Source organism: Deltaproteobacteria bacterium HGW-Deltaproteobacteria-6, assembly GCA_002840435.1.
Lineage (GTDB): Bacteria > Desulfobacterota > Syntrophia > Syntrophales > Smithellaceae > UBA8904.
In genome coordinates this window covers 396696-411411 of sequence record PHAT01000004.1, presented here as the reverse complement: position 1 = coordinate 411411, position 14716 = coordinate 396696, and the positions used below count along the sequence as shown (strand labels likewise).

The 14716-nt window shown below is 51.3% G+C and carries 11 protein-coding genes; 8 read left to right on the top strand and 3 right to left on the bottom strand.

All coding sequences use genetic code 11. The features are described from left to right. Positions 1 to 289: 289 nt before the first annotated feature. From CVU71_10250 to CVU71_10220, 7 genes are all read left to right on the top strand, one after another. Positions 290 to 982 (top strand): hypothetical protein, encoded by a 693-nt coding sequence (locus tag CVU71_10250; GenBank protein ID PKN19173.1) that lies wholly within the window; start codon positions 290 to 292, stop codon positions 980 to 982. Positions 983 to 1025: 43 nt separating this feature from the next. Then, positions 1026 to 1634: a lytic transglycosylase gene (locus tag CVU71_10245; GenBank protein ID PKN19146.1), complete on the top strand. Its 609-nt coding sequence runs from the start codon at positions 1026 to 1028 to the stop codon at positions 1632 to 1634. 259 nt (positions 1635 to 1893) lie between these two features. Beyond that, a complete protein-coding gene (locus tag CVU71_10240) occupies positions 1894 to 2310 on the top strand; it encodes a hypothetical protein (GenBank protein ID PKN19145.1) in 417 nt (138 codons plus the stop codon). Positions 2311 to 2870: 560 nt separating this feature from the next. Further along, positions 2871 to 4034 (top strand): hypothetical protein, encoded by a 1164-nt coding sequence (locus tag CVU71_10235; protein PKN19144.1) that lies wholly within the window; start codon positions 2871 to 2873, stop codon positions 4032 to 4034. Continuing rightward, positions 4031 to 5569, top strand: a complete 1539-nt coding sequence (locus tag CVU71_10230) for a hypothetical protein (GenBank protein PKN19143.1) — start codon at positions 4031 to 4033, stop codon at positions 5567 to 5569. The genes CVU71_10235 and CVU71_10230 overlap by 4 nt, the downstream gene beginning before the upstream one ends. After that, a complete protein-coding gene (locus tag CVU71_10225; protein ID PKN19142.1) occupies positions 5553 to 6104 on the top strand; it encodes a hypothetical protein in 552 nt (183 codons plus the stop codon). The genes CVU71_10230 and CVU71_10225 overlap by 17 nt, the downstream gene beginning before the upstream one ends. Position 6105: 1 nt before the next feature. Beyond that, positions 6106 to 6915, top strand: a complete 810-nt coding sequence (locus CVU71_10220) for a hypothetical protein (GenBank protein PKN19141.1) — start codon at positions 6106 to 6108, stop codon at positions 6913 to 6915. Between the two features lie 167 nt (positions 6916 to 7082). On the opposite strand, the gene CVU71_10215 is transcribed toward CVU71_10220, so the two are convergent. From CVU71_10215 to CVU71_10205, 3 genes are all read right to left on the bottom strand, one after another. Beyond that, a complete protein-coding gene (locus CVU71_10215) occupies positions 7083 to 9158 on the bottom strand; it encodes a hypothetical protein (GenBank protein ID PKN19140.1) in 2076 nt (691 codons plus the stop codon). A gap of 20 nt (positions 9159 to 9178) precedes the next feature. Then, positions 9179 to 9610, bottom strand: a complete 432-nt coding sequence (gene gspG, locus CVU71_10210) for a type II secretion system protein GspG (GenBank protein PKN19139.1) — start codon at positions 9608 to 9610, stop codon at positions 9179 to 9181. 615 nt (positions 9611 to 10225) lie between these two features. Further along, positions 10226 to 12124 (bottom strand): hypothetical protein, encoded by a 1899-nt coding sequence (locus CVU71_10205; GenBank protein PKN19138.1) that lies wholly within the window; start codon positions 12122 to 12124, stop codon positions 10226 to 10228. A gap of 386 nt (positions 12125 to 12510) precedes the next feature. Between CVU71_10205 and CVU71_10200 the strand changes: the two genes are divergently transcribed. Continuing rightward, positions 12511 to 14715 carry a hypothetical protein gene (locus tag CVU71_10200; protein ID PKN19137.1) on the top strand — a complete coding sequence of 735 codons (2205 nt, stop codon included), beginning with the start codon at positions 12511 to 12513 and terminating at the stop codon, positions 14713 to 14715. Position 14716 lies beyond the last annotated feature (1 nt).

Here is a 14716-nt window from a genome sequence, read left to right as displayed (position 1 = left end):
GGAAAATAATCACTTATTCGAGCAGACAAGTCAGCAAGGCAATCTCTCTCCATATTCCGATCAGCTTTAATCCACCTGCAAATACAAAAATAAGGAAATGGAGACGCAGAAAATCAGCCAAAACCCTATAGGAGCGTGCCTGTTCCTTTGTTATATTACGGCAAAACCGTATTCTTTGTGATCCGGTAAAGGCAACCGGGGCAGGAGAAATCCCTCTCCGGATCGTTATACCGGATTTTATAACCGGATGAATAAATATTTTACAAAAGGAGCCATGATGACCAGGAAAATGAAAAGTGCCACAGTGCTGATGATTTTGGGTGTGTTATTGCTGAGTACACAGGCTTTCGCCGCGGACGAATCACTTCTGAAAACGCAAAAAGATAAGATCAGCTACAGCGTCGGGGTCTCTGTCGCAAGAAATTTCCAGCAGCAGGGGGTTGAGGTCGATCCGGATGTCATGAATCAGGGCGTGAAGGATGTTATGGCCGGCGGAAAGCTTCTTCTGAATGAGAATGATCTGCGGACAACATTGAATACCTATCAGGAAGAGTTGAAGCAAAAGCAGGCGAAAGTCTGGGATGCCGCGGCCCAGAAGAATCAAAAAGCCGGTGAGGAATTTCTGGCGGCAAATAAAAAGAAGGAAGGTGTCGTGACTCTGCCCAGCGGTTTACAGTATAAAATCATTAAAGCGGGCGAAGGCCGGAAGCCCACCAGCAGCGATACGGTTGAATGCCAGTACCGGGGAACTCTGATCAACGGAACGGAGTTTGACAGCTCCTATCGTACCGGAAAGCCCGCGAGCTTCAAAGTGACCGGCGTCATTCCGGGATGGACCGAAGCCCTGAAACTCATGAGCGTCGGCTCCAAATGGCAGCTTTTCATTCCCTACCAGCTCGCCTACGGTGAGCGCGGCGCGGGAAACAGGATCGGACCGAAGGAAACATTGATTTTCGAAATAGAACTGGTCGCGATTAAGTAAGCCGGATGCAATACGGGCGAAAGGGGAAGGAGGGAATTCACGAATGATGAAAAAAAGTTTTGTGCAAATCCCCGCCTTTTTCCTTGGCCTGTTTTGTGTGCTGTTTCTCTGTCCGTCTTATGCCGGGGCCGATGTTTACCAGTATGTCGACGACCAGAGAGTCATTCATTTGACCAATGTGCCGTCGGGGTCGAATTACAGGGTTCTGATCAGGGAACGGTCGCTCCGTTCCAGCCTCCTGCCGGACTCCGGTCCACTCCAGGAATTAGTCAACCGGACCGCCGGTAAGTATGGTATCGACAGTGATCTCGTTTATGCGGTCATTAAGACAGAATCCAATTTTAACGCTAAAGCGGTATCCAGAAAAGGCGCGAAAGGACTGATGCAGCTGATGCCCGGAACGGCCGCCAGTCTTGGCGTGATGGATTGCTTCCATCCCGGTGATAATATTGACGGTGGCATTCGCTATCTTTCTTATCTGATTAACCTTTATGCCGGAGACTTGTCGCTTGCTCTGGCCGCCTACAACGCAGGTGAAGGAGCCGTCGCCAAATACGGCGGAATTCCGCCGTATGCCGAAACAAAATCCTATGTGCGCCTGGTCCTCGCCAACTATGAACGATACAGGCGAAAAACAGCAGGCAGGCCCTGAAGCAGAGCGTCCATCCGTTGCCTTGGTTCCAGGGATCACCGGCGGAATCGTTGAAACCTCATCCATTTCCCGATCCGCAAATAATATATTGCACCAATCGAAACACGTATTCCCCCGATAGGACAAAAGCCCGAAAGGTGCCATCTTTTATCCAGAGTATTATGGATAGGAGTCCTGTTGCCTGAGTCCCGCCTGCACAGGCTGGGTGATTCTCATCTTGCCCTCAGGGCAGGATCTTCTAAGATAACATGAGGTTTCCATGATGAAACGGATGGGAGCAAAAGGGTTTACCCTGCTGGAAATATTAGTGGCGCTGGCCGTTCTGGCGATAGCCGTGACGATGGTCATCCAGCTGTTTTCAGCAAATTTGAAAACGGCAGCCGTTTCCCGGGATATGACCCAGGCTGTGGCCAGGGCGGATACCCGGATCAAGAACATCCTGTCCAATGGCGCTTTGACGGAGCGCACGTGGACGGAAAACACGGAAGATGGTTATCGCTTCGATGTTTCCATATCGGAAATATTGAAAGACAGAACGGACAACTTGCCGGTCAAGCTGATGGAAGTCATGCTGACGACCCGCTGGGTTTCCGGAATGAAAGAAAAAAAGTTCAGCTTGAAATCAGTGAAAATGGTCGAAAAAATATCGGAGACGGAGAACAAACCGGCGTTATAGCGCCGCAGGCTGCTGATGGACGGGGGCCAAAACATGGAAGACCGATATAACATAAATAAACCCGGGGGGAAAAGTATCAGCCAGCCCGGTCGTGGCATGAAGGATGGCGGTTTTACACTGCTGGAGTTGCTGGTTTCGATGACGCTCCTGGTGATTATTATCGTCCTGATGATGGGAGCCGTGAGAATCGGGTCCCGATCCGTGGCGGCCGGCGAAAAAAAAATGGAAGAACAGGAAAGATTCAGATCGGTCCTGTCGATTATTGATGCCCAGATTCAATCGCACGTTCCTTTAACTTATCAGGAGGAGGGTAACAAAAAATACTATTTCCACGGAGAGTCGAAAGCCATGCGCCTGACAACCAATTATTCCGTCTGGGACGGCCGGAGGGGGTATGTGATTGTCGATTACAGGGTTGCCTCCGGGCCTTCCGGTAAAGAAATCATGACCGCCCGGGAGAGTGTCCCCGGTGTGGGAGGGCACCGGGATGTCCGCCTGATCGAAGCCTCTTCGATTTCTTTTGAATATTTCCGGAAGGAGTCCGCCGAAGAACAGGGAAGATGGGTGGAATCTTTGACCGACGCAAATCTGATACCGGAAAAAATACGGATACACCTGACGGAGGGAACAAAAAAACTTTCGCTGCTCTTTCCGGTGAGGGTCGGCGGGGAAATGCTCGGCGCACAGGGAGGGGCATCACCATTGTCCAATATTCCCAAGGGCGCCGGTCAAGGCCAAATGAGATGAAGCATCCGATGAAAAAAAATCAAAAAGGCATCGCGCTCCTGATCGTCCTGTGGGTGCTGGCGGTGTTGATGGTCATGGTGATTTCATTTTCGGTCATGACGCGCCTCTATACCTATGACCTGATGAGTTTTAGAGACGGGATGGAGAAAAAATACCTGGCGGAAGCGGGCATCAGTCGCGGTACGATGGAAATTATCTACCGCATGGTTAATCAAAACCAGGCCATAACGCTTGTGGGCAGAGAGATCTGGAAGACGGACGGCACAACCTATAATTCGGATATGGACGACGGCGGCTACCGTGTCCGAATCATCGATGAAACGGGGAAAATATCACTGAATGGCATGACCGACGTCTCCGGCATTGTTTTGAAGAACCTTCTGGTGAACCAGGGAGTTGCGGCGGAAAAAGCCGACATCATCGTCGATTCCATCCTGGACTGGAAGGACGGGGATGATCTGCATCGTCTCAGCGGCGCCGAGGATGAATATTATATGTCGTTGCCTGATCCTTACAAGGCCAGAAACACGGTCTTTGAAACCCTGGACGAATTGATTCTGGTTCGGGGGATGACACCGCAAATTCTTTACGGCCGGGGTAAAATAAAGGGGATCATCAGCTTCCTGTCGCTGATGAATACTGCGCAGCAGATTAATGTCAATGTGGCCCCGCAGGAGGTATTAGCCGCCCTTCCGGGGATGAACGCGGATATGGTTAAACGTATCATGGAAATAAGAGCGGTATCGGAGATTCGCGATGTGGAAGTCATTCGGGATATCATCGGCGACAGCTATCCGCTCATGTCACCCCACGTGGTTTTTGCCCCGCCGGGCCAGACGACGGCTTATACGGTAGAGGCCACGGGTTACATGAAGAACGGGAAGACAGGTTATCCGATTACGGCAACAGTGGCCTTTGACGGCCCTTATCAGTATCGTTATGTTTACTATAAAAGCCCGGTGGACTTAAATCAATGAAGTTAGAAAAGTATTACAGCCATATTAAATTGTATTTTTTCAAAATGGCGTCCCTGGCGGTCCGTCTGGGACGATTCCTGCGGCGTATTTTGTCGCTCGGCCTTGCTGATGATCGTATAGCGCCCCTGCAGGCGCTGTCGGTTGTTTTAGAAAACGGAGGCGTGTGCATAGTTCATGCTTCCAGATTTTTTTCCCGTATCAAAATCAGAGGGATGCAGCGCTATTACTTCGAGAAGGGAAATTATCCGACGCCGGAAAATGTCGCGTCAGCTGTTACGCTGGCTGTCAATGAGTTCCGGGCTATGCATGCGCAGATTATCCTGGTCATCCCCAAGTCCTGGACCATCGTGAAGACAGCCGACTTCCCCCTGTCGGTTATGGATAATCTCTCTGATGTCGTATCCTATGAACTGGACCGCTTGACCCCGTTTGCCGCAGCCCGGGCCTTCTATGATTTTCAAATGATCAGCCAAAACGATCATCATCTTCAGCTGATGATCGCGGCGGTGAACAGGGATATTCTCGAGCCATACATTGCCGCCCTGAAGGAAAAGAAAATCAGCTTAAGCAGGATGACGCTCAGCACGTCGGCATTCGGCGCACTTGCTGATTACGTTCAGAGAAGCGGCGACATCGTTTTCGCTTCCGTGGACCATGGCGAATACGAAGGCGGGCTCATCAGAGATCATCGATGGCGTGCGTCCTTCACCGGCAAACTACCGGCCGGAGACGAGCAGGCGCAGATCCGCTTCGCAGCCGAAGAAATCAATGCCCTGCTGGACGGAATCGATCTGGATAAAGGGAAAATAGACGTTATCATCGATTGGCGCCTGTCTGAAAAAAGTGTTCTTCTGCTTCGGGACAGTATTCACGCGAAAGTAAATTTCATTGGTAAAATGGATCTGAATCTTCCTTTCCTGAACAAAGGCGATTTACCCGAAGTGCCTTACCCGGCTGTGGGCGGCGTCCTGGAACATTTGCGGCCGGGGGGAGCCGGGATCAATCTTCTCGATTGCGGCAGACACCGCAAGGACAAACCCGCCATGTTTCTGACCATTATTCTGCTCGTTATCCTCGCGGTCCTGGGCTTGTTTTGGGTGCTGTCCCCCATCCAGGTTGAAGAGTGGAAAACGCAGGCTCTTGACCGTGAAATTGCAGCCCGCAGGGAAAATGTCCGAAAAGTGGAAATAGTTAAAAAAGATCTGGAAAGGGTGGAAAAAGAACTGACGGACATCAGGGAATTTAAAACCGCAAGGCCGCTGGTGTTGAATCTGCTGAAAGAGATCACTAAGATTCTACCGAAAAATACCTGGCTTACCCGGGTAAGGATTACGGATTCCATCGTCGAGATTGAAGGATATGCCGCTTCGGCGACGGAAATTGTTCCGAAGCTGGAATCGTCGGACTATTTCAAGAAAGTTGAATTTGCATCTTCCACAGCCAGAGATACCCGATTGAATGCCGACCGTTTTACCATTAAAATGGAAATTGAAGGATTACCCGGGGAGAAGGTGAAGTATGAGAAAAAGAAGTAGAATACTGATGATGGCGATTCCGCTCATCATCATCCTCGCGGGCGCGGTCTTTTATGAGTATGGCTATCGCCGGGTCCAGTCGGAACTGAAAGACCTGAAAAGCGATGTGTCCGAGAAAACGAAGATTCTGTCGAAATACAAGAGTCTCTTAGCCGAGAGGCCTCAGTTGGAGGAGGCGCTGGCGGCGGCAAAGGAAAACAGGAAAATGGAAAACACGCGCCTGATTGAAGGACAGACGCCTTCCGTCGCGGCTGCCAGCCTCCAGAATGTCATTAAGGGCATGATCACCGCGAGAGGAGGAACGATAGCCAGCGATCGCGTGGAAAAACTGGAGGGTGCGGGAAAGTTCAGAATTATCTCGGTGACTTTTGATGCCGTTATGCCGGATACAAGGGCGCTTGCCGATACGCTGTATGCGATTGAGACGCAATCCCCTTATCTGGTCGTGCGCGAACTGGATATCCGGATCAGGAATTTCAAGGAACCCAGGGATCTGACGGTCAAATTGAAAGTATCCGGGTTAACAGGAGGATGAGATGCTGACAATGAAATCTGTTTTAAGAAATTTAACGGTTGGAAACGGCTTCCTGTTTGCCGCAGCGGTCTCCTCGGCCTATCTGATCGTCTTGCCGTTTATGAATATGGATATCCGGGTGCCTGCTCTCCGTCTGAACCAGGCGATCCTTTCGAATAATACGCAAAAGACGGAATGGATCAATCCATCGCCTGCTGACTATGCCCTGATTGCCGAACAGAATCTTTTCCATCCCGAGCGGAAAATTCCTCCTGAAAAAACGGCGGAGAAAGCCGTTCCGCGCCCCGAAGTTGTTCTTTACGGGACATTGATTTTCAACGACGTGAGCGTCGCTTATATTGAAGACAAAAAGGCGCCCAAAACGACGCCGGGAAGGGGTAAGCGGCAGATTGCGGCGGAAAAAGGCTATAATATGAACGGCTACATTCTCCAGCAGATCAATCCGGACAGCATTGTCTTTGTAAAAGGAGACGACCGGATGATGGTCAGGCTGGAAGATGGTGAAAAAAGACGGGATACGGAAATGGCTAAAACGTCCATGACTGCTGCAGGCGCCGCCGGACAGGCTGGTCCGCAGCATGCCGCATCAGCTGCACCGGCGGGTTTGCAGCAAGCCGCACCGGCTGCTGCCCATCCTGCCGCCCATCCGACCGCCCAGCCGCCGCAGACGCCGGCGACAGCGGCGACAAGCGGGCAATCCAACGCCGGTCAAACACCTTTTGGTGTTACCGGACGGCGCAATGCCGCTCAGATCCAGGTACAGAAGAGAAGAGAGGCTGCCCTGCAAATGCGGCAGTCACAGACACCTTAGGGTAATGCCGCACAGTCTGCTCGTGCTTTTCCCGTGCGGGACCATCAGTAGTTTGTCCTGTAATACCAGGTTGCTTTCAAAAAATAAACGATGAATTTTTGAAAGCTTACTTGGTATTATGCTCGGTAAATTAACCTTTTAATGTTTGATAGCAACCTGGTATAAGATTACGGCTCTTTGCTTTGAGGATTCTTTTTCTCTTTCAGGAGTTCTTTTTTGTTAATGCGCCCTTTGCTTTCATCCGCCATGTTGTCAATATATTCATTCGTTACGGTGTTTGCCTGTGTCTGATCCTTAACCACCCGGGGGGTCAGCAGAATGATAATTTCCGTCCTTTGTTTGTTGTCTGTCCAGTTGCCGAAAATCCAACCGATGAACGGGATCTTCGTCAGAAACGGAATGCCCGAACTGGACTTGGTTGTATCTTCCCTGATGAGCCCGCCGATCACAATGGTCTGCCCGTCCTGAACCACGACGCTGGTTGTTGCATCGTTTTTATTCAGGATAATCTGCGATTCATTGGAAAAAAGTTTAACCGTTTCATAGGTGGAAACTTCCTGATACAATTCCAGGGCGACAAGACCTCCTTCATTCACCCGGGGTTTGACCTTCAAAATGATACCGATATCACGGTACTGAATCGTCCGTTGCGGAGCCACCGTTGTTGAAGCGTAGGTTTCCGACGTGACGAGCGGGACCTGCTGCCCGACCTGGATTTTCGCCTCCCGGTTGTCCGAAACAAGGATATGGGGCGTTGCGAGGAGTTTGGCCCTCGAGTCCGTCGCCAGAGAGGTGATCAGTATTTTCAGGTTGCCTACATCATCGATTCCGTAAAGGTTAAGACCGGTTCCCGCAGGCTGGGTGACATCCACCCCGGAGAGCGCCGCGCCGCCGACACCGCCGCCCACACTGTATTTTCCTATGGTTCCCCGTATCCAGGGCGCCAGTCCCAGACTGAGATTGTCGGTCAGAGTCACCTGGGCGATCAAACCTTCAATAATAACCTGCCTCGGAATAATATCGATTTTATCAATGGCTGCCTTAATCATGAGAAATTCTTCGGGCGTCGATAAAATAATAATGGAGTTGGTGACTTCATCCGGGATGAATTTGGTGAATTCAGCGACAAGCATCTGTCCTCCGGATGAAGTTGGGGGGCTGGAAGATGCATGCCCGCCCATCCCGCTTACCGCGGGTGGTGACGCCTGTCCGGCCGCAGCACCGGCACCCGGGGTCGCAGGTGATCGTGCCCCCTGAAAGGTTTGCTGCAGGATGCTGGCTATGTCCTTGGCCTTTCCGTTATGAACGGAGTAGACAAAAACCTGCGGCCCGGTGATTTTCATTTTTTCATTATCAAAGACTTCAATCAACTGGAGCAGACGTTTCACATTGGTATCGGTGTCGACGATGATGATTTGATTGCTTTTGGGAACGTCGATCAGGATGGCATTACTGGATGAAAAAGGCGAAAGCAATTTAATGGCTTCGGCTGACGACATATAGAGAATGGGCGCCACCTGGAGCAGAGCTTTCCCTTTCACGACAATCTTTCGGGGGTCGCGTCCGAAGTTGACGGGTGACGGTTCTCTCGAAATGTCACCAATGGGGACGAGACGGTAGAGACTGTTTTCCTCCACAACCCCGATGCCGTTCAGTCTCAGGATGACTTCCATCAGGGGGAGCACCTTGTCAAAGGGAACGGGAGCAACGGCACGGAAAGTTACCCTGCCTTTGATCCGGGGGTCAACCACATAGTTAACTTTAAGTACATTACCGAAAATAGTTTGAATGATCGCAAACACATCCGCATCATCGAAATTCAGAGTAACCATCCCCTGCTGCGATGCCATAGCCGGGATCGACGGCCCGGGGATGAAAGGCGCCGGTTGCATGTTCGGCAATTGCCCACCGGGCAATGGAGCAGCGCCTCCCGGCATGGTGGACTGCGGCGGTTTTGCCTGGTCCGGACGGGCCAATGCAGGTGTCTGACTTTGCTGCGGCAGGTTTTCGCTCTTTGCGGCAGGCATAACCGGCTGCTCCCCCGGCTGAATTTCAGGGCTCTTCTGGCCGGGCAGCAGGGGAATTTGAGGATTCACCGGCACTGGTTTGATGATAGGCGGGGTTGCCGGTTCCTGTGCGAAGCACACTGTCTGTGTTCCAGGCACGCCCGGAAAGGAATGGAACATCCAGCTGAAAGCGATTAACCCGATGTATGAATAAATGACGTGTTTTCTGTTTTGCAATGTTCACCTTCCGAATACAGTTATTTCCAGCTTACAATATCCTGGTCTTCACCCTCGCCGCCGGGAGAGCCGTCTCTGCCGTAGGAAAATAAATCATATTCGCCGTGTGTTCCGGGAGACTGATAGATGTATGGCTTGTTCCATGGATCATTGGGCATATCTTTCTTGAGGTAGGGGCCGTCCCATTTTTCGATGTTGGGGTTGACGATGAGTGCGTTCAATCCTTCCTGCGTGGTCGGATATTGCCCGGTATCGAGACGATAGTGATCCAGCGCCTGTCCGAGTAGCTCTATTTGCGCCTTGGCCGCGGAGACCTTGCCCTTGCCCAGCTTGGGAAAAAGACGGGGACCCACCAGAGCGGCAATCAGAGCCAGAATGACCATGACCACCAGCATTTCAATGAGGGTAAACCCTTTTGAGCCGGGCGTCCTGCGAAAATATTTAATCATCATCAAAATTCTCCATCCCTCGACCATCAGTTAATGACCTAGGATATTTAAGAGAAATTTGACATTTACCAGACTGTTTTACTATCGGGGAGAAACTTGATCAGGCATTCAGAATTTCCTATTTCCATATCAGGAAAAGGATGATGAAATCCTGAAGTGCTGTGGCAGTCCGACCTGACGCGGCCGGCTAGCCTTCTTGAATATTGGTGAAAAAAAGATGCCGGCCGGCGAAAGGAGGGAAGACGCCGGCCGGCAGCGAACCGGGAGTGTGCAAGCCATCGGGACGCCTTTCCGGTTCATCAGGTTTTTCGGTTAAAACACAGGTGTTGCATTTTTCCAGACGGTTGTCTCTTGAACGGACACATAACAGTTCGGTCGCCGGACAGACCGGTTCCGCATGGAGTCAATATGTTTATTTTCTGTTTCACAGTCAATCAGGCTCGCCCTGATTGATCACGCGGCGATAACTTAAAATTATCTAATCCGGTCCAGGTTATTCCGGGCCGTCTGCAGGAGTTTTCATTATTATCCCGGAACAAGGGTAAAAAGCGGATCTCCCCGCTTCCGCAAGACGAGCGTTCATTCGCCTCCGCTTGCTGCGATATAAAAGCGTTCGTTTCATACCTCGACTGCCTGCTGCGAGGCGGTTGTTTTTTTTGCAGCCTTTTTTGCCGTATTTGTTTTCCGGTGTTTCTGTTCCGGCACAATGAGCCGGACGGATGTTCCCTGTCCCTTTTTGGCTTCAATCTCGAAAATGCCCCCGATATGATTCAGCCGTTCCCTGATGCTGAGCAGGCCGAAACCGCCCGTTCGCGAAGAAGGACGCTCAATGTCCTCCATATCGAAGCTGACGCCATTGTCCTTCACGGTAACACTGATCTTTCCCGGCAGCATTTGTAAAATGATATAAGCTTCTTTGGCGCGGGCGTGCTTTACCGCATTCAAAAGCAGCTCTCTGGTGGATCGGAATAAGAACACCTGAAGATCCTTATCAATATTCCGGATTTTCGGATCATTTTTCACAATGACCTTCAGCCCGTGCTGGTCTTGAATCTGCTCGCCCAGCCACTCCAATGCTTCCGTCAGTCCCAATTCGTAAAGGACGGACGGGCTCAGGTCGGTCATCAAAGATCTGGTTTGCGTGATGGCCTGATTGATCAACTTGATGATGTCTTTCAGAGGCTTTTCCGACTCGTCTCCGTGCGACGAGTCCAGAAGCAGATCGAGCTTCAATTTGGTGATAGCCAGTGTTTGAGCGATATGGTCGTGGAGGTCGACGGCAATCCGGCGTCTTTCACGTTCCTCGGTCATGACCAGTTCCGATGTGATGGATCTGAGCATTTCATTGGTCCTGAGAATTTCCTGCTCCGCTTCCAGGTGTTCCGTGATATCGCGGGCATTGGCCAGGATGCCTTGAATCTCTCCCGCTTCATTTCGGAATAACGATGCGTTGTAAAGAACATTGGTTTCCCTGCCGGAGGTATGGCGGATGGCCAGAGGATAATCCCGTATAAACCCCTTGGCAAAAACTTCGAGATACCCGTCATGAGCTTTGTCCGGTTCAGTGAAATAACCGGAAAAGTCGCTGCCGATCAATTTTTCCGGGCTGAGACCCGTGACGGATGCAGTGGCCTTGTTGACATCCGTGATCATGCCGTCGGCGTTGATGGTCACCAGGGGATCAAGGCTGGCCTCGATCAGGCTTCGGGCATAAAGGGAGGCCTCGCGTTTTTCTTTTTCGGCTTCTTTCAGTTTGGTAATGTCCAGCAGCGATAAGACCTGCCTCCTGGTCGGTGGTATCCAGGCAATACTGGCCAGAACATAATGAACATCGCCCGTTTGATGAATGATTCTGAATTCACAGTCACTGCTTGCCTCTGTGGCGGTGAGTCCGCACTTTTGATCGAGATCGACCGTTTTGCCGAGATCATCGGGATGGACAAACTCATTCCAGTATTTTTTTCCTTCAATTTCCTGTCTGGCCATACCGGCGAGTTGTTCAAATTGTTTATTGGCGAGAACAATCTTTTTGTTCTCCCCGATAATAATGGTTGCTGTGCCGGTATTTTCAAAAATGGACCGGTAACGGTTTTCCGATTCCTTGAGGGCGTCTTCGGCGCGCTTTCGTTCAATCCGCTCTGCCGCTTCCTGCATGGCCCTGTTCACAGCGGGCGCCAGACGGGACATTCTGTCCTTCAGAACATAATCCGTTGCTCCTTTTTTCAGAAGATCAATAGCCAATTCTTCGCCTAATGCTCCGGAAACAAAGATAAACGGAATATCGGGATATTTGCTTCTGGCAATTTTCATTGCCTCATAACCGTTAAACTGGGGAAGGGAATAGTCGGAAAGGATGATGTCCGGCAATCTTTCTTCGAGCGCGGCGAGGAAAGATGCTTTATCGGAAACGAACGTGGGCTCAAAGTCCGTCCCGGCCTCGCTAAGCTCGAAAGCCACTAATTCCGCATCTGCTTGAACATCATCCAGGATCAATATGTGGAGTCTTGATTTTATCATTCAATCTCTATTCCTTAGTGTATTTTAAGCTGCCTTCATGATCAGCCGCTGTTCAATTTCTTTAGGGGTATTAATAGGGTTCAATCCGGTAAATAACAATAGTAATTAATTGACAGAGGTACAGTAGCTAAATACTACTATTAATAGCCCTTTGCGGATATAGCCCATCACCCGTTTTTTTCGTGTTCATCCATTCCCTGAGCCGTATTTAAGGTATCAGGCCTGTGGGATGCAGTTTTATCCCGATGGAAAATATTACCTAATAGCATAACATTTTATGCAACAGGAAGATGCCTTATCAGTGAAAACACCATAATCGGATGTGATGTTTCCGGGGATGGCAATTTTCTCTGATTGGGAAATAACAAAATGACAGGTTATTAATCATGAAAAATAAGACCAGAGCGCTGATCCTGCTGATCATTATTACCGCTTCTTTTTTCGCCGGATATTGGGTCAGCAGAACGAACAGGTCCGATGAAGCCTCTATCCGTAAAATATTATACTATGTGGATCCGATGAATCCGGGATTCCGATCGGAAAAACCTGGCCTTGCCCCCTGCGGCATGGCTCTTGAGCCGGTTTATGCTGATTCCGGTGAAGCAGCCCTCCAGAAATCGCTGCCGCCGGGAGCGATCAGAATACCGCCGGAAAAACAGCAATTAATCGGCGTCAAGACGGCAATCGTGGAGAAATCACCGTGGAGCCATACGCAGCGCGTGCTGGGAAGGGTGACACCGGACGAGACGCGCGTTTATCGGATCAACGCCGCCGTTGCCGGCCTGATCAAAAATGTTCGTCCCGTAACCACGGGCAGTCAGGTGCGGGAAAATGAACTGCTGGCTACGTTTTATTCGTCCCTGGAGTACCGGGCGCTGGTCCAGAGTTATTTTAACTCCATGAAATTAGTCAAAACCGGATCCTGGGGCGCGGACGCGGAACGCTCGCATCCCCAATTCAGCAAGGCGCAGCTTGCCCAGATGAAGAAAACCGCCCGTGATCAGGGGCAGACGGGAGAAACATCACAAATTGATTATTATCGCCGAAATATTTTAAACTCGGGAATAAGCGCTTATCAGCTGGCGGAAATGGAACGCACCGGAACGATACCCGAGGAAATTGAAATCCGCTCACCCGCCAGTGGTTTTGTGGTCCTCCGGAATGTAACGGCCGATCTGCGTTTTGATAAAGGAGCCGAATTATACAGAATTGCCGACATTTCCAGGGTCTGGGTGCTGGCTGATGTTTTTGAAAATGAGGCGTCGTTTTTTCAACCGGGGCAGCGCGTTAAGCTGGAGTTGCCCTATCAGAAAAAAACCATGTATGCCACGATGAGCAATGTTTTACCCCAGTTCGACCCCGCCACACGGACCCTCAAGATGCGCCTGGAGGTGAATAACCCGGGCTATGCTCTGCGACCCGATATGTTTGTGAACGTAGAGCTCGTCATGAACGGTCCGCAGGCAATCATTGTACCGGTGGACGCTGTTCTGGATTCAGGATTGAAAAAAACGGTCTTTATCGATCGGGGCAACGGAATTTTCGAGCCCAGGCAGGTGGAAACAGGGCGTTCTCTCGGGGAGCGGGTGGAAATTGTACAGGGGCTGATGCCGGGCGAGAAAATTGTGGTGTCCGGAAATTTCCTCCTCGATTCCGAGTCTCGGATGCAGCAGGCTGCTTCGGGAACCGTCGTGAAAACCTTTCGTGACCCGGTTTGCGGCATGAATACGGATGAAGACCGCGCCCGGGCTGCCGGTCATTTTCATGAATATCAGGGCGGCAAATACTATTTCTGCTCAACAGAGTGCCGCGATGAATTTATCAAGTCGCCTAAGCGTTATACCGGAACCGCAATGCATCAGGGAAGCATGCCGCCAGCGCCGGCCGGCGCCGCGAAAGAAAAGAAACCAAAACCCGGTGCTGCGATCAATCATCAGGATCACGATCATGGCGCGATGCAGGGCTCTGAGCATTCGTCGCCGACGCCGATGCGGAGCAACGTCAAGATGATGAAGCCTGCCGCAAACGGTAAAGCAAATATGCCGATGGATGCGGCGGCCATGCCCGGCGCAAAAACAAACCCTGCGCCTTTCTCTGATCGTTCCCTGCCGGTGATGACCGAATCGCCGGAAGGAAAGCCTCCTCTTTCTCCGAAGGCCGCAAGCCCCATGCCGGTGACATCCGGTGGACAAGGCAGGGGAACGATGCCCGGAGCGCCGGGCGCCGCCCCTCCTCCCGAAGGCAACCCGATGCAACCGCGACTGCCGGGCCAGCTGCCCGCTGCTATCAAAACAGATAAAAGTTTTTTGCCGGCGATGAATTCTTCTCCCGTCTTCCCGGCGCCCGGCGCTGTCCAGAATGCTTTGCCGCCGGGAGCCCCGGGGGCGAATGTCGCGCCGGAAGCGGCGGGGGGCGCAGGAGATCAGAAAAAACGTTATCCCGCCAACATGAGAACGAAGAACCCCGCCGGCCGCATGCAGATGCCAGGGCAGCGGGAAGCATCTTCCCCGCCCGATGAAAACGCGGCGATCACTCCGCGCAAGACTTCCCCGTTACGGGACGAAGAAATGAAACGTCCAGATGGTGAATAAA

Coding starts and splice junctions, on each gene's coding strand:
- CVU71_10250 (PKN19173.1), top strand. CDS start 290: ATGAAAAGTGCCACAGTGCTGATGATTTTGGGTGTGTTATTGCTGAGT.
- CVU71_10245 (PKN19146.1), top strand. CDS start 1,026: ATGATGAAAAAAAGTTTTGTGCAAATCCCCGCCTTTTTCCTTGGCCTG.
- CVU71_10240 (PKN19145.1), top strand. CDS start 1,894: ATGATGAAACGGATGGGAGCAAAAGGGTTTACCCTGCTGGAAATATTA.
- CVU71_10235 (PKN19144.1), top strand. CDS start 2,871: ATGGGTGGAATCTTTGACCGACGCAAATCTGATACCGGAAAAAATACG.
- CVU71_10230 (PKN19143.1), top strand. CDS start 4,031: ATGAAGTTAGAAAAGTATTACAGCCATATTAAATTGTATTTTTTCAAA.
- CVU71_10225 (PKN19142.1), top strand. CDS start 5,553: ATGAGAAAAAGAAGTAGAATACTGATGATGGCGATTCCGCTCATCATC.
- CVU71_10220 (PKN19141.1), top strand. CDS start 6,106: ATGCTGACAATGAAATCTGTTTTAAGAAATTTAACGGTTGGAAACGGC.
- gspG (PKN19139.1), bottom strand. CDS start 9,610: ATGATGATTAAATATTTTCGCAGGACGCCCGGCTCAAAAGGGTTTACC.
- CVU71_10205 (PKN19138.1), bottom strand. CDS start 12,124: ATGATAAAATCAAGACTCCACATATTGATCCTGGATGATGTTCAAGCA.
- CVU71_10200 (PKN19137.1), top strand. CDS start 12,511: ATGAAAAATAAGACCAGAGCGCTGATCCTGCTGATCATTATTACCGCT.